This window comes from Candidatus Woesearchaeota archaeon (assembly GCA_026394965.1).
Taxonomy (GTDB): Archaea; Nanobdellota; Nanobdellia; order Woesearchaeales; family 0-14-0-80-44-23; genus JAPLZQ01.
Genome location: JAPLZQ010000016.1, coordinates 1 through 14,555, shown reverse-complemented (window position 1 = coordinate 14,555; position 14,555 = coordinate 1). Strand labels below are relative to the sequence as shown.

At 41.3% G+C, this 14,555-nt stretch carries 20 protein-coding genes; 9 read left to right on the top strand and 11 right to left on the bottom strand.

Features of this window, described 5'->3' with window-relative positions; genetic code table 11:
- The 4 genes from NTV63_00775 to eno form a co-directional block, all read right to left on the bottom strand.
- A partial coding sequence (locus tag NTV63_00775; protein ID MCX6709477.1) for an undecaprenyl diphosphate synthase family protein occupies positions 1 to 216 on the bottom strand: 216 nt, incomplete at its 3' end.
- A 55-nt stretch (positions 217 to 271) separates the two neighbouring features.
- Entirely contained in the window at positions 272 to 1,261 is a 990-nt protein-coding gene (locus NTV63_00770) for a bifunctional phosphoglucose/phosphomannose isomerase (GenBank protein MCX6709476.1), read from the bottom strand.
- A gap of 157 nt (positions 1,262 to 1,418) precedes the next feature.
- Positions 1,419 to 1,811 (bottom strand): hypothetical protein, encoded by a 393-nt coding sequence (locus tag NTV63_00765; GenBank protein MCX6709475.1) that lies wholly within the window; start codon positions 1,809 to 1,811, stop codon positions 1,419 to 1,421.
- A 52-nt stretch (positions 1,812 to 1,863) separates the two neighbouring features.
- Positions 1,864 to 3,168 carry a phosphopyruvate hydratase gene (gene eno / locus NTV63_00760; protein MCX6709474.1) on the bottom strand — a complete coding sequence of 435 codons (1,305 nt, stop codon included), beginning with the start codon at positions 3,166 to 3,168 and terminating at the stop codon, positions 1,864 to 1,866.
- A 143-nt stretch (positions 3,169 to 3,311) separates the two neighbouring features.
- Between eno and NTV63_00755 the strand changes: the two genes are divergently transcribed.
- Positions 3,312 to 3,737, top strand: coding sequence for a hypothetical protein (locus NTV63_00755; protein MCX6709473.1), 426 nt, complete (start codon positions 3,312 to 3,314; stop codon positions 3,735 to 3,737).
- A gap of 158 nt (positions 3,738 to 3,895) precedes the next feature.
- Positions 3,896 to 4,864, top strand: coding sequence for an NAD(P)-dependent oxidoreductase (locus NTV63_00750; protein MCX6709472.1), 969 nt, complete (start codon positions 3,896 to 3,898; stop codon positions 4,862 to 4,864).
- 21 nt (positions 4,865 to 4,885) lie between these two features.
- On the opposite strand, the gene NTV63_00745 is transcribed toward NTV63_00750, so the two are convergent.
- A complete protein-coding gene (locus NTV63_00745) occupies positions 4,886 to 5,296 on the bottom strand; it encodes a hypothetical protein (protein ID MCX6709471.1) in 411 nt (136 codons plus the stop codon).
- 167 nt (positions 5,297 to 5,463) lie between these two features.
- Here NTV63_00745 and NTV63_00740 point away from each other — a divergent pair, with 167 nt between their 5' ends.
- The 4 genes from NTV63_00740 (at position 5,464) to NTV63_00725 (ending at position 9,990) form a co-directional block, all read left to right on the top strand.
- Positions 5,464 to 6,198, top strand: a complete 735-nt coding sequence (locus tag NTV63_00740; protein ID MCX6709470.1) for a hypothetical protein — start codon at positions 5,464 to 5,466, stop codon at positions 6,196 to 6,198.
- Between the two features lie 178 nt (positions 6,199 to 6,376).
- A complete protein-coding gene (gene nrdR, locus NTV63_00735) occupies positions 6,377 to 6,832 on the top strand; it encodes a transcriptional regulator NrdR (protein MCX6709469.1) in 456 nt (151 codons plus the stop codon).
- A 25-nt stretch (positions 6,833 to 6,857) separates the two neighbouring features.
- Complete coding sequence (locus NTV63_00730; GenBank protein MCX6709468.1) at positions 6,858 to 9,374, top strand: adenosylcobalamin-dependent ribonucleoside-diphosphate reductase; 2,517 nt, start codon at positions 6,858 to 6,860, stop codon at positions 9,372 to 9,374.
- A gap of 25 nt (positions 9,375 to 9,399) precedes the next feature.
- Positions 9,400 to 9,990 carry a cob(I)yrinic acid a,c-diamide adenosyltransferase gene (locus tag NTV63_00725; GenBank protein MCX6709467.1) on the top strand — a complete coding sequence of 197 codons (591 nt, stop codon included), beginning with the start codon at positions 9,400 to 9,402 and terminating at the stop codon, positions 9,988 to 9,990.
- A gap of 18 nt (positions 9,991 to 10,008) precedes the next feature.
- Here NTV63_00725 and NTV63_00720 read toward each other — a convergent pair whose 3' ends face one another.
- The 3 genes from NTV63_00720 to NTV63_00710 form a co-directional block, all read right to left on the bottom strand.
- Positions 10,009 to 10,785 carry a 4Fe-4S cluster-binding domain-containing protein gene (locus NTV63_00720; protein ID MCX6709466.1) on the bottom strand — a complete coding sequence of 259 codons (777 nt, stop codon included), beginning with the start codon at positions 10,783 to 10,785 and terminating at the stop codon, positions 10,009 to 10,011.
- A 167-nt stretch (positions 10,786 to 10,952) separates the two neighbouring features.
- Entirely contained in the window at positions 10,953 to 11,090 is a 138-nt protein-coding gene (locus NTV63_00715; protein ID MCX6709465.1) for a hypothetical protein, read from the bottom strand.
- A 296-nt stretch (positions 11,091 to 11,386) separates the two neighbouring features.
- Positions 11,387 to 11,971, bottom strand: a complete 585-nt coding sequence (locus NTV63_00710) for a hypothetical protein (protein MCX6709464.1) — start codon at positions 11,969 to 11,971, stop codon at positions 11,387 to 11,389.
- 236 nt (positions 11,972 to 12,207) lie between these two features.
- Between NTV63_00710 and NTV63_00705 the strand changes: the two genes are divergently transcribed.
- Genes NTV63_00705 through NTV63_00695 form a run of 3 tightly spaced genes read left to right on the top strand, consistent with a single transcriptional unit; the run spans position 12,208 to position 13,163 of the window.
- The gene (locus NTV63_00705; protein MCX6709463.1) at positions 12,208 to 12,423 is read left to right on the top strand and encodes a hypothetical protein; all 216 of its coding nucleotides are present in this window, start codon (positions 12,208 to 12,210) and stop codon (positions 12,421 to 12,423) included.
- Positions 12,420 to 12,638, top strand: a complete 219-nt coding sequence (locus tag NTV63_00700) for a hypothetical protein (GenBank protein ID MCX6709462.1) — start codon at positions 12,420 to 12,422, stop codon at positions 12,636 to 12,638. The genes NTV63_00705 and NTV63_00700 overlap by 4 nt, the downstream gene beginning before the upstream one ends.
- 9 nt (positions 12,639 to 12,647) lie before the next feature.
- Positions 12,648 to 13,163, top strand: a complete 516-nt coding sequence (locus NTV63_00695; GenBank protein MCX6709461.1) for a hypothetical protein — start codon at positions 12,648 to 12,650, stop codon at positions 13,161 to 13,163.
- Between the two features lie 279 nt (positions 13,164 to 13,442).
- On the opposite strand, the gene NTV63_00690 is transcribed toward NTV63_00695, so the two are convergent.
- From NTV63_00690 to NTV63_00680, 3 genes are read right to left on the bottom strand one after another with little or no spacing between them, the layout of a single operon-like run.
- Positions 13,443 to 13,862 carry a 50S ribosomal protein L31e gene (locus NTV63_00690; protein ID MCX6709460.1) on the bottom strand — a complete coding sequence of 140 codons (420 nt, stop codon included), beginning with the start codon at positions 13,860 to 13,862 and terminating at the stop codon, positions 13,443 to 13,445.
- Between the two features lie 15 nt (positions 13,863 to 13,877).
- Positions 13,878 to 14,051 (bottom strand): hypothetical protein, encoded by a 174-nt coding sequence (locus tag NTV63_00685; protein ID MCX6709459.1) that lies wholly within the window; start codon positions 14,049 to 14,051, stop codon positions 13,878 to 13,880.
- A gap of 41 nt (positions 14,052 to 14,092) precedes the next feature.
- Positions 14,093 to 14,434 carry a hypothetical protein gene (locus NTV63_00680; protein MCX6709458.1) on the bottom strand — a complete coding sequence of 114 codons (342 nt, stop codon included), beginning with the start codon at positions 14,432 to 14,434 and terminating at the stop codon, positions 14,093 to 14,095.
- Positions 14,435 to 14,555 lie beyond the last annotated feature (121 nt).

Here is a 14,555-nt window from a genome sequence, read left to right as displayed (position 1 = left end):
CAAGAAATTGACTTCCTCTTTCTTTCTCCTGAAATTTTCTGTTGAGAATGTGTATAAAGTCAGCTCTTTTATCTTAAGCTCAATGCACCAGTCCAAAATCTCCTCAATCTTGTCTGCGCCCCGCCTGTGCCCTTCATCAACAGAAAGCCCCCTCTTTTTGGCGTATCTCCTGTTCCCGTCCATAATTATTGCAATATGCAGATGATTGATGCTCATTTAATCATTAGAAAAAAGTTCAATTAAAAAATCTTTGCTTTATCTGAAAATTCCCTTACTTCCTTTCCTGCATTCTCCTCTTGTATTCTGAAATCATCAGGTTTTCTGACGGGTCAATCCCGTATTTTTTGGCAATGATTACTGATGCAAGGTCTCCTGTATACATTGCTGAAAATGCGTTTACCAGGTATTTTCCTGAGGGAAGCATAAGCTCTGCTGAAGCGGATTTTTCGGCAATCATCTCTTTTGTTATCCTGATTGCATCATTGACTCTTGAGAAATCATTTTCATCACCTATGAAAACAGGGCAGAACCGTTCATCCCTGTTTGAGAATGCCATTATCTCATTGTGGTCCATTTCAGGGAGGACATTGCAGAATGCGTGGATATCCGCATTCTCATTGAACTGGCTTTTCCATCTTGCGCCTATGGGCTTAAACCTCTGGGAGGTGTATATCAGGGGAATTCTTCCGTAAAGCGCTTCTGCAATTTCTTCTGATTTCTCGCTGATTGCGGAATTTCTCACTGCAGCAATTATCTCAGAATAAGGAATCTCCTCTCCTAAAATCCCTGAATTGGCAAGCACATTAAGCATTGGAAAGAAAAGATAAGGCATTGCAGCCCTCGGCTTCATGCCCTGAGGAATCAGAATTGCATCGGTTCTGCCTGAATTATCTGACTCGCAGATCTTTTCAAGTTTGCCTCCTGATGTGATTGCAATTATTTTTGCGCCCTTTTTCATTGCATCAGAATAGCATGAAAGGGTTTCTTCAGTTTCTCCCGAGTATGAAATTATGAAAACAAGGCTTTTCTCATCTGCAAAATTAGGAAGATGATAATCTTTTACAGTAAAAACAGGAATGCCTGCCCTGATTTCCCTTGAATACGCCTTGAGGATGTCAGCTGAAATCCCTGAGCCGCCCATTCCCGAAACAAAAATCTTGCTTGTTTCAGGCTCTGCCCTCATTTCAAGCCCGAGATGCGAAGCATCCTTTATCATGTCAGGATATCTTGAGATGCTTTCCTCAATTGTTTCATCTTTCATTCTTGCACCAGCGTGATAGAATCATATAATATCATATATAATCATATAATATTGACTTATTTAAAAGGTTTTCGCATTTTTTAGAATATAAATGGTATACTAATATATATTAAGATATATCAAATAAAAATAGTATCAATAAAAATCTGTTAAGAAATTATTTTGGAATTTGATTCTCAGGCAATTTTCCCTTTCTTCCCCGCAGAAGCTTCAGGAGGTATGCTGGAAGCGGCTCCTTCTTATGGGGATTTGTCTTTGCCTGCTTTCCGCTTATGTACAAATGAGGGCCATCTGACTCAATGTCAATGTAGCTCAGGTTGTTTATTATGATGTCTGTTCCCGGAATAAGGTAATAGACATCAAGCCCTCTTATTACAACCTTGTGGACATCAAAATCAAGGAACTTGAAAGGAATCTCAGCAGTAAGGTGAGGATCATTTTTTTCGCAAAGGTTTACAAATATCGGCGCTGTCTCAAGGTACTTGTCCTCAATCTTCTCAACTTTCTTATCCTTTCTGCCAATGATTATGCTTTTGCATTGATATCTCATTTTACCCCACAATTCGATTAAATATATCCTGCTTTTAATTCTTTCCCTTTACTTAAGCGTGGTTATTAGACGCATAATCTGCCTTTCCTGAATTTGAAAGCTCCTCTTCAATCCTGATGAGCTCATTGAACTTTGCTGTTCTCTCACCCCTTGCAGGAGCCCCGAGCTTTATCTCCCCGCATCCGAGCGCAACTGCCAGGTCTGCTATGAATGTGTCCTCTGTCTCCCCGCTTCTGTGGCTTACCATGACATTCCATCCGCTTTTCATTGCAAGCCTTGCAGCACTTATTGCCTCGCTGACAGTTCCTATCTGGTTAAGCTTCAGGAGAAGCGCGCTGCATGCCTTCCTCCTTATTCCCATCCTTATCCTCTTGGGGTTTGTGGCAAGCAAATCATCGCCCACAACCTGAATTTTATCGCCGTATTTCGCCTTTATCTTCGCTGTAAATTTCCTGTAGGCAAAAAAGTCATTCTGCTCAAATGGGTCCTCAAATGATACAATGGGAAATGATTCTGCAAGCGAGAGATAGTAATCAGTGAGCGCTTCTGCTGAATATGGCTTATCAAGATGGTATTTTCCCTCTGAAAAGAACTCTGAGGCAGCTGAGTCAATCGCAAGCTTAATCTTTCCTGAGTATCCTGAATCAGATACTGCCTTTTCAAGGATTGAAAGCGCATCCTCGGGCTTCTCAATCGGAGGTGCAAAGCCACCCTCATCCCCGACATTTACTGCAGATTTCCCGAACTTTTCCTCAAGAATCTTTTTCAGGGAATGATATGTCTCTGAAACCATCTGGACTGCTTCGCGGAAGCTTTTTGCGCCTGTAGGTGCAATCATGAATTCCTGAATCTTAAGCCCTGTGCCTGCGTGCTTTCCGCCGTTAATCACATTTGAAAAGGGGATGGGAAGAATCATATGTGGCAGTTCGCCGAAGAATTTTCCTGCAAATGAATTCAGGTATCTGTAAAGCGGGATTCCAGATGCAATGGAAGCAGCCCTCGCTGATGCCATGCTCACAGGAAGGATTGCATTTGCCCCGAGATTCGACTTGTTTTTTGTCCCGTCAAGCCTGAGCATCTTCTTGTCTATTATTTTCTGGCTCTTGCAGTTCAATCCGATTATTTCAGGCGCGATTTTTCCATTTATGTTTGCAACTGCCTTTTCAACACCTTTTCCAAAAAACCTTCCCTCCTTGTCCCTAAGCTCAAGAGCCTCGTAAATCCCTGTGGATGCGCCGCTTGGGGCAATCGCCCTTCCAAGGGCTTTTGAAGTGATTACGTCAGCTTCAACTGTTGGAAATCCCCTTGAGTCAAGAATCTCCCTTGCCTTAATGCGAATTATCCTGAATCCTGCCATAGACTAAACTTTTGGGAGCGCCATTATAAAGTTTTCGCTGAATTAAACTCATTAAAAATTTCTTAAATTAGTCACTGATTAGAAACGACAAAATCGGAAAAAACCGAAAAGCTTATAAGTGGGATTTGGTGCGCTGGCTTAAAGTGATTGAGATGGAAGAAGAGAAAGAAAGAACAAGGGAAGAGAATATTGAAAGAAGCAGCCTCTGCTACGATTATTTTCAGTTCATACATAGGTATCTTGCTGGAAAGGGGCTTTATGACCTAATCAAAGACAGCAGCGAAAAATCATATAATTCTTCTTCCGGCGAACATATAAGCCCGGGCACTTTTTCGCACATCATAGCAAAAACCATTGAAAGGAAAATTCTTGGAATAATTCCATATGGAACAATTGAGGTATTGGTTGGAGAGATATCAAGCGAACCCAGGTTTGCAACTGGTTTCTTCCCGAAGGACATTCCCTGCGATGGATTCAAGGTAAGAGTTTATGACAAAAAGGAAGAGCCTGCAATTGATGAGCTTATGAAAACTTATGAGTCAAGATTTGCCGACAAAGAATTGGCATAAAAGCATAAAATTCTTTTTATTTAATTTTATTCGCGTTTAAACTTATCACTGATATTTCCCTATTTTCTCAGTATGAAATCATTGGTGATAAGAATAATTGCATAAGTTATATTAAGGCAGAACAATTACCCGAAAAATAATCTTAATGAGGTGGCATCATGAAAGTTCTTCTCACGGGCGCATTTGGGAATGTGGGGCTTAGCACTCTTGATGAATTGATAAAGAAGGATTATCAGGTGAAGGTCTTTGAAGTGAAGAATTCAAGAAACCAAAGGATTTCCCAAGGATACAAAAAAAAGGCTGAGATTTTCTGGGGCGACATAAGGAATATTGAAGATGTGAAAAAGGCAGTTTACGGAAGCGATGTTGTAATCCACACCGCTGCAATAATACCGCCTCTTGCAGACCAGAAGCCGAAACTTGCCGAGTCAGTGAATTTTTACGGAACTGCCAACATCATTTCTGCGATGAAAAATGAAAAGAAGCCGGGAAAGCTGATTTACACTTCCTCAATTGCAGTATACGGTGACAGGCTGAAAAACCCGATGATTTATTCAGAGGACTCTCCTAATCCAAACTCACATGATGAATATGCCAGGCAGAAACTTGAATGCGAGAAGATGATAAGGGAATCAGGGCTTGAATACACAATCTTTCGGCTCACTTACATTGTCTCAATGAACAAGCTTAAGATGGACCCTCTTATGTTTGACATGCCTCTTGAAACATCCATTGAAATATGCGACACAAAAGATGTGGGGCTTGCACTCTCGAACGCAGTTGAGAACAATGAAATCCTGGGAAAAACCTTAAACATTGCAGGAGGGGAAAAGTGCAGGACAAGCTACAGGGAATACCTGGACAGAATGACTGAGCTTTTCGGGCTTGGAAAAGGATTCCTGCCTAAAGATGCTTTTGGAAAGGACTCATTCCACTGCGGATACATGGAAACAGCGGAAAGCGAGAAATTCCTGAAATACCAGAGGCACACCCTTGCCGACTATTTTAACGAGGTAAAAAAGAAAGTGGCTGCCTCAAGATTCTTCATGAGAATGTTTAAGCCAACGATAAGGCAGTATCTTCTTAAGAGGTCAAAATACTACTGCGCAAAGCCAGCCCGCGCATAATTAAAAAAAAGAACTAAAACTTTATTTCTTATTTTTATCCTGCCTTGGCGGCTCAACATAAGAATCAAGATATTTCACAGGCAGGTTTTCTGTTATTATATATAGCTGCTCAAGCATCAAATCCCTAATATCTACCTGATATCTGAGATGGCTTTCCCCGCTTACTGCAAGATACCTCTTTCGTGACTTGTTGAATCCTGAAACCTGAACACTCTTGCATACTGAAAAATCCTCTGCCTCTTTAATTATCCTTTCAAGGACTGATTCAATCTGATTTTTTGAAAGGGCGCTTACATCAATTGTTGCATACCTTCTCATCCCTGATGACCAGCCCTCGTCAATTTCCATATCATAATTGCTCTGGGGATAAAGATTCGCAAGGAATACTGGCTTTCTGTAATCATAAACAATACTTTCTTTTTTCTTTTCCAAAATATGCACCCCCAAAATGTGAAACAATCTCTTATGGCCTAAGATGGTTTATAAATTTTCGTGGCATGGAAAATATTCATTGCCCTGCCATATCCGGCTTGCCGCTTTTGCAGCAATGCTTCAAAAAAATTTATATACTTCAGTATATTAATTGATTTGGGGTTGGAATGAAGGGAAGGCTTGTTATTGTGGACGGCATGGACGCCTCTGGAAAGAGCGTTATTCTCGGCTCTCTTGAGTCCTGGGCAAAGTCATACAGCATGAAGATTCTCAACCTGGAGCGCTATTATGAGGAGAAAAAGTGCTTCCCAACTGAAAAGGAGATTGAGGAGCATGAAGTTGTTGTTTCTGCAGAGCCAAGCCCGTTCTATGTGGGAAGGGCAATAAAAGAGGAATTGATACTCCCCTCAAATAGGAGTTATTCTGCTCTTTCAATTGCACAGGCATTTTCGCTGGACCGGGAAATCTTATACAAAAAAATAATAATACCTGCGCTTAAAATGGGGAAGTTTGTTTTCCAGGACCGGGGAATTGCAACATCATTTGTGTACCAGCCTGTTCAGGGAAGAATTCCCCTTGATGAACTTATGAAGCTTCCTGGAAACCGGCTTGCAATGGAATACGCGCCTGAACTTCTTATTCTCACAAAGGTGAGCGCTGATGTTGTAATGAGAAGGATTGAGGAGAGAAACAAGGCAAGGACAATATTTGAGAACCTTCTTTTCCAGAGAAAGATTGAGGAAAGGTACGGAAGTGTATGGCTGAGGCAGCTTTTTGAGAACTCCAAGTCAACTGTTGCATACCTGGACACAAACCCGCCAAAGGGAACAGAGGAAGTCAGCAGGGAAGCAATAATGATTTGGGAGGACTTCCTGAAAAAGAAGAAGCCAGACAGCCAATAATATCTTTATGAGATAATCTTATGAGTTTTTTATAACATTTTTTATATTATTTTTCATAATATCGTTTTTATCATAACATTTTCTTAATAACAATATATTTAAGCAACTACTATGTGTAGTGTTTGGGCCCGAGATAAGCCCTATAGATAGTGTTTTTGATGTTACTGGAGAGTTTAAAATGAAATGCCCTTTCTGCGGCTCTGAAAATACAGTTGTGCTTGAAACAAGGGAAAGCGACTCAGGCACAAGAAGGAGAAGGGAATGCGCCAAGTGCACTAAGCGCTTCACCACTTATGAGAATATTGAGCATTCCCCCATTATGGTAATCAAAAAGGACAGCAGGAGGGAGATTTTTTCCAAGGAAAAACTTAAAAATGGAATCATAAAAGCCTGCGAGAAGCGCCCGGTTTCAATTGAGGAGATAAATCATATTGCAGATGACATTGAGGGTAAAATCCTTGAGAACGGGCTTTCCGAGATAAAGAGCAAGCAGGTCGGGGACATGATAATGAGCCGGCTGAAGAAGGTGGACAAGATTGCCTTCATCAGGTTCGCTTCAGTCTACAGGGAGTTTGAGGACATAACTGACTTTGCAGATGAACTGAAAAAACTGATTAAGGAAAAGAAGCAGTAGTTTTTGAAAAAGGGGTGTGTGATTGATGAACAAGGGAAGTATTAGAGAGGTAATCAAAAGAGACGGAAGCGTTGTCAAGTTTGACAAAAAAAAGATTGAGAATGCAATCTTCAAGGCGCTTGTGAGCGTTGGGAAGGTTGACAAGAAATTCTCCCAGGCTGCTTCTGAAAAGGTTATTGAAGTTCTGGAAAAGACTTTTACTGATGATGAATTCCCAACTGTTGAGCAGATTCAGGACATTGTTGAAATAACATTAATCAAGCTTGGAGAGGCAAGCGTTGCAAAGGAATACATTCTCTACAGAAAGGAAAGAGAGAAAATCAGGGATGAGAAAAAGGGAATCCTCAACAAGCAGGTTCTTGATGATATTGACAAGGAATTTGACACAAACGGGCTGAGGGTTCTTGCATCAAGGTATCTTAGGAAAAACAGCAGGGGAGAAATTATAGAGAGCCCAAGGGAACTTTTCAGCAGGTGCGCGATAAATGATGGGATAGGCGACCTTATTCACGACAAGGTGCTTTATGACAGGGAGAAAAAGCAGGGGATAAGGGCGCTTGAGAAAGATGATAGCATCAATGAGGCAAGCCTGAAAAGGTATTATGAAGAAAAGATTTCAATAGGCAGGTATCCTCTTAATGAGAATCACATTGAGACCCTTAAAAGAACATATGCCCTTTTGAATTCAGAAGGGAAAATGAGAAAATCCTTTTCAGAGATTATCTCAATGCTCAAGTCAGGGGAGCTTTCCGGCTATGAGAATGAAATAAGCAAATACTTCACTCTCATGACAAAGAAGAAATTCATGCCGAACACTCCTGCCCTTGCAAATTTTGGGAATGTGCACGGCATGGGAAGCGCGTGCTTCGTGCTTGACATCGGGGACAGCATGGAAAGCATAATGAGCACACTGAAGGATGCTGCAATAATCTTCAAGGCAGGAGGGGGCTGCGGCTACAACTTCTCAAAACTGAGGCCTACGGGAGACCTTGTGAAATCCACAAGCGGCGTTGCATCAGGTCCTATAAGTTTTATGACTCTTTACGACAAGATGACTGAAGTAATAAGCCAGGGCGGAATAAGAAGGGGAGCCAACATGGGAATCCTCAATGTTGACCATCCTGATATTGAGCTTTTCATAAAGGCAAAGGAAGGGAATGCAATCCTGAAAAATTTCAACATTTCAGTTCTGCTTACATCTGAATTCTGGGAGTGCTATTCTGAAAAGAAGCCATTCCCCCTGAGAAATCCGAGGGACAGAAGCGTCCTTGCAGAAGTGAATCCTGTAAACCTTTTTGACAACATTGCATATGAGGCAAGGAACTTTGCAGAGCCCGGGCTTCTTTTCATGGACAACATAAACAAGAGAAATCCAACATTAAAGGCGCTTGGCCCTATTGTAACAACAAACCCCTGCGGTGAGGTTCTGCTCTATCCTGATGAGTCCTGCAACCTCGGAAGCATCAATGTCTATGAGTTTGTGATAACTGATGCAGAGGGGAAGAAAAAGGTTGACTGGGATGAGATGGCTGAGACAGTCAGAATCGGGACAAGATTCCTGGACAACATCAATGACATAAACAATTTCCCGTTTGACAAGATAAGGGAGATGACAAGAAAGAGCAGGAAAATAGGGCTTGGAGTCATGGGTGTTGGAGACCTATTGTATGAGCTTGGGATAAGGTATGACTCAGAGGAGGGGCTTTCATTCATGGAAGAGCTCATGGAATTCATAAATTTCCACTCAAAGCTTGCAAGCATTGAGCTTTCAAAAGAAAGAGGGGCTTTCCCGCTTTTCAGCGAGAGTTCATATGCAGAAGGCGAAATGGGGATTGAAGGGTTCTATGAAAGAAAAAACTGGAGGCAGGACTGGAAAAGGGTAAGTGAAGGCATAAGGAAATACGGGCTGAGAAATGCCTTCACAACGGTTATTGCCCCGACAGGAAGCATATCCATGATTGCAAACACAAGCAGCGGGATAGAGCCGCTGTTCAGCATTGTGTTTGAAAAGCGCGTGGTAGTTGGAAATTTCTACTATGTGAACCGCGTTTTTGAAAAGGAGATTAGGAACATAGGGCTTTACAATCCGCTCCTTCTGGAAAGGATTGCAGACAACAGCGGCTCAATCCAGAACATTGTGGAAATTCCCGAAACTCTGAAGAATGTCTTTGTGACCTCATCGGAAATAAGCCCTGAGATGCATGTGAGGGCTCAGGCTGCATTCCAGAAATGGGTGGACAGCTCAATCTCAAAAACCATAAACATGCCCGGAAATGCAACAATGGATGACGTAAAAAGTGCCTACATCCTTGCGCACAATCTTGGATGCAAGGGAATCACTGTATACAGGGACGGAAGCATAGAGACGCAGGTGCTTAATGCCGGAAAGAAGCAGAAAAAGGATTTCCAGATAAAGCATGAGCAGGGCGATGAGGAGCAGGAAAAAGGCGAGAGCTGCCCGATATGCGGCGCTGTTCTCAAGAAAGAAGAGGGATGCGCAACATGCTCAAGCTGCGGCTGGTGCAAGTGCTCATCATCATAAATTGAAAAACCAGGAGAAGGATAAAATGGGAAAGTTTGACATTAACATTTCAGACCTTAACATAACCTCTGACAAGAACGGCAAGGTGAAGCTTGAGAAAGGGCTTGTGCATGTGTATTACGGCGAGGGCAGGGGAAAGACATCTGTTGCACTGGGAACTGCTCTGCGCGCATGCGGGCACGGGATGCGCGTGAAGGTTGTCCAGCTCCTTAAGGGATTCAACTCAATAGGAGAGTGCATGATGCAGGATGAGATTTCAGAGCTTGAGATAAAGCAGTTCGGAAACGGCGCCTACATCTTTGAGGGAAGCGTAAAGAACAAGGACAAGGAAATGGCGCTCTTCGGGCTCTCTGAGGCGGAAAAGTCCATGAAGTCAGGGAATTATGATGTCATCATTGTTGATGAGGCAATCTACGCGCTTGAATTCGGGCTTATCCCAACTGAAAAGATTATCCGCCTGATAAATGAAAAGCCGAATGATGTTGAGCTTATACTTACCGGAGGCAGGAATCCCCCTAAGGAGGTTCTTGAGCTCGCTGATTATGTCAGCCATCTTGTGCTTGAGAAGCATCCCTACCAGAAGGGGATAAAGGCAAGGATGGGAATTGACTTTTGATTGATTTTTAATTTACTTTCAGAATTTCACTTCAACATTAATATCTGGGAATTTCTCCTTAATCGATTCTTTCAGGTGCCTTGTCTCAGAAAGGAACTCGTTTGAGTGGTAGCGCGTTGAATAGAATAGAGACGGCTTTTTTGCAACTTCTGAAAAATCCGCATTCTCGCATAATCCAATTTCCCATCTGCATTTAAGCCCATTAATCAGCTCTGCAATCTGGAGTATGTGCTCGCGCTTATACATAATTCCGGGAATTATTTTAGTCTTGACATCTATCTCAATGCTGTCATCGTTGTCCTTAAGAAGCCTCATGGTTTCAGAAATGTCCTTCATTATTTCTTCTGTCTTCTTGAAAAATGTCTCAGACTTTGTCACCATTTTAAAAATCATGGGCTCAAGGGGCGCCTTGATGTCAAGCATCACTGAATCAAGAAGATTCTCCATAAGAAGGGATTTTATGGCTTCAGGCTTTGAGCAGTTTGTCTCAAGCCTGATTTTAAGCCCCTCTTTCCTTGAGAATCTTGCTATTGAGAGAAGCGCCTGCCTCTGCAGGGTTGGCTCTCCCCCCGTGAATAATACTGAGTCAAACGGCCTGAAGAGAATGTTCTCTGAAAGAATCCTGTTTTTCACCGCCCTTGTGTCTGTGAGAAATTCCTCATTGAAGGACAGAATATCTGAATTGTAGCAGTGGGAGCACTTGAAGTTGCATCCGGAAAAGAAAACTATGATGCTCTTATGCCCTTTCCAGCTCTCATCTGAATCAGTGGTTATTCCCGCTATGTAAGCCTGCATGGGAGATGTTAAACGCTTCTCTTATTAATATCTTATCAATATTTTATTAATATTTTACATAACATCAATGATTTTATAAAAAACGATGAGAAAAAAATGAGGAGAATATCTAAAAAATATTTGAGAAAAACTTTAAAAAATATTTAAGAAAGACAATTCAGAAAAACTTATTCAACAGGGAGTTTTTTTTCTTCTGGAATAAATTCTCCGAGGCAATGATGGCTCTGCATTGTTTTGTAGCTTATGTGGTTCGTGAACTTGTTTGTGTGATTAAGGTTTGGCTTTTTAGCGCTCTTCTTTTCCATCGACTCACCCCTCTTTTATTTTCAAAAGAAAAAAATCTTAAAAAAATTCAGGGACTTCAGGTATTTAAAGATATGCTTGATTAAACATATAGTAAGAAATATGTTATTTTTCCTGTGGAAATTGCGTCGCAATGCCATCAATCAAAAATATTTCATCTCTGATTTTCCATTTGAAAGGACAGCTGATTCTGCGGCTCAGGCGGCTGCCTGATTTAATATGCTGGCATTGATTAAAAATTCCTGTAATTTACAAAAGATGAAGGACTGAAAAGCAATAGAAAATAGAAAAAAGCGCCTTACCCCGCCTTCTTTTCATCTTCAATTGGAGAAAAGAGCGGCTGGATTGTGCTTCCGGCTATTTCCCCTGACTCAGCAAGAATTTTGACAGTAAGCGTCTTAAATGTCTGGGTAAGGTATGTTATGTTCCAGATTAGATTCTCTTCCTGGTGAAGAACAACAATTATCTTAACCGGTTTTTCAGCGGGATACTTTTCCGCCTGAAAGCCTGCTGCTATTGAGAGAATTTCCTTAAGCCCAAGCTTTAGGGCTTTCTCATCTATCTTTTTGAGCTTTTTACCGGGCTCCTTGAATGCCTCGCTCTCTTCTGCGCGATTTACTCCTGAGGAGCTTATGATAAACGGCTCAAGCCGGTCTTTTTTCCTGTCATAAAAGCAGAACTCCCATTCCATTGGCTTGTCCTCAATAAGCGTAAATACGCTTGCAAGGTAAAGGGATGGGTTTTCCTTAATGAATTTTCTGAATTCCGGATTTGATTTAAGGGATTCAAAGGATTCCCTAAATTCAATTATCTCGGAAGAAGTTCTGGTGCTGTCTTTTTCCCGGGCATTTGCCTGCAATTCATTTCTCTTTTTCTGACTCATCAAGGAATACTAAATGCACAAGGTATAAAAAACTTTTGAAAAGCGCAAATCACCATTTAATTGATTAAAAAAGCCGGGCATTTGGGGAAAAATTTATAAAGCCGTTTTCTTTAAAATGAAGCGGAGTAAAAAAAATTCTTTACTCTTTACACCATTAATGTTGGTTTTAGGTTTTAGAGACAAACGAGCACGCCTCCATTATAGGCTTAAGTACGCTTGGGTATTGAGGTGAAATCATGAAATATTTTAAGAAAATAACGACTGAGGAAGGTTCAAATTCAAAGACCTGGAAAAGCACGGAAAAGGTAATCTGCACATACTGCAAAAAAGAGATAGACAAGAAAAGGGACTATTTTGAGCTGAAGGCGTACTGGAAGATAAAAAACAAGCCGGATACAAGGAATTTCTGCAGTTTAAGGTGTCTGAAGAAATGGACGGGTGAAAGTGAATGAGTGAGGAGAATAAGGACAAGAGTGCTGCTGCGAAAAGCGCATCGCAGCTGGAAGAGCAGATTTCAGAAATGAAGAGCAGGCTTGCTACAATGGAATGGGACATGGGGCATAACCAGCTCAATTTGGGGAAAAAGGCGTATTATGAAAGCCTGAAAAAGGAGTGCAGCGAACTTGAGGCAGAGCTTAAGAAAATTAATTCTGAAAAAGAGGCTTAATTTTAAAAAATGAAAATGAGCAATCAGCTGATAAAAACAGTGGTCTCAGAGGTTGCCGGGGAGCACAGCGTTCCTGTGGCTATGATTTTGAAGAACAAGAAAAACTTCTCTGAGTTCAAGGTAGCTGAAGCCCTTAAGATGGAGATAAAGGACATAAGGAAATCATTGTACAAGCTTCTTGAATACAATCTTGTTTCTTTCAAGAGAAAAAAGGACAAGAAGAAGGGCTGGTACATCTATTACTGGACATTCAACAACGACATGCTGAAATACCTCTGCTCTGACATAAAAGTGAAGAAGCTTGACAAGCTCCGGGAAAGGCTTTCAAGAGAAGAGGCGAATCATTTCTTCCTCTGCCCGAACAAGTGCGTGAGGCTTGACTTTGACAAGGCAACTGAGTTTGAATTCCGGTGCCCTGAATGCGGAACACTCCTGGACATGCAGGACAACTCAGCAACGATAAGAAACATTAAAGAGGAAATAGCAAGGCTTGAGAAAGAAATTTCAGAAGTAAAATGCTCGTAAGCTTATTCTAAAATATCATCGTTCCGTAATTATAAAAAAACGTCGTAATCTTTTCCGTAAACACTGTAAAACAAATCGACGTTTCGTTCGTAATTATTATGCTTATAATAATAAAAAACGTTTTAGTTCGTATTCGTCAGCATAAGAAAACAAAATTGTCTCCGTCATTATCATAATTTTGATTATAATAATTGTAATTATAATAATTATTAAAATTCATAATATCATAAACAAAGAAAAAAACAGATGTTTCGTTATTAATTATAATTTAAAAAAAACTTATTCCTTCTTCTGCGCATTTGGCTTTTCAGATTGCTTTATCTCTTTCTTGATTTCAGCGTCAATTGGCTTGGATTCAGGGGAAGCTTCTTTTTTCTCTTCCTTATTTTCTGCCTCTTTCTTAACCGGCTTCTTTTCCGCTTTCTTCTCCTCTTTTGGAGCGCCTGAAAGCTCAGCCCTGACTATTCCCTCGGAATCCTTGGAGACAACTACCTTTATGTGATGGGGCGGGTTTTTGATTCCGTGCTTCCACAATTCCTCATTAAGGTATTTCCCAAGCCTTATGTTCTTTAAATCTGATTTCATGTGCTGGACTAGGAATTCTTTTGTTGCCTTTACTGCCTTTTTAGCCCTCTTGTATCTTGGGACATGAAGCCAGTCTCTTCTTAGTGGTATGTTGTATGTGCGTTCTTCTGCCATTTTGATCATCTGAATTTAATCCTTTATCTTTGTCTTTCTCCAACTTCTCTTGACTGCAGTCAGTCTCCCGGGATGCACCTTTCTGCCTTTCCCGAATTTCTTTGGGACTGCCCAGAATGGTGCCCACCTTGTCTGTGTTGTCTTCTTGACAAGAACTTTCTTTTTTGTAGATGTTTTATTTCTGCTCATTTTAACCCGTTCTTTGTTTTTTTAATGAATTTAATGAATATTCACTTTTGCTTTGACATTATGCTGAAATCCTTTTTTCCCGCTGCCTGAATCTGCTGGAGGATTTCCCTCAGCTGCGAATCGCTGATAAAATCCACCTGATTGCCCTGGACAGCGCGCCCCAAAATCAAAAGGAGATTCAATGCGAGCTCGGGATGCGCAATCTTTATGTTTGCGTATCTTGCAAGCGCCTCTTTTGTGAGCCTTGCCTTCACTGCCTGCTCGAGCATTCCTATTTCCTGCTGAAGCCTTGCTTCATCCTCTGATGAATCCTCAGAGGATTCCTGCTCGCGATAGCGCCTTAATTTTTCCTGCCTTATCCGCTCAAGCTCTGAATCGCCCATGGCTTATCTAATCTGTATTCAACTCTATTTTGAAAATGACTTTATGACTGAATTGAGGAACTCTGCGCCCTTCTTCGAAACCACTTTGCCCTTGTGAACTCCTGAAGAGTGCTTTTCAACC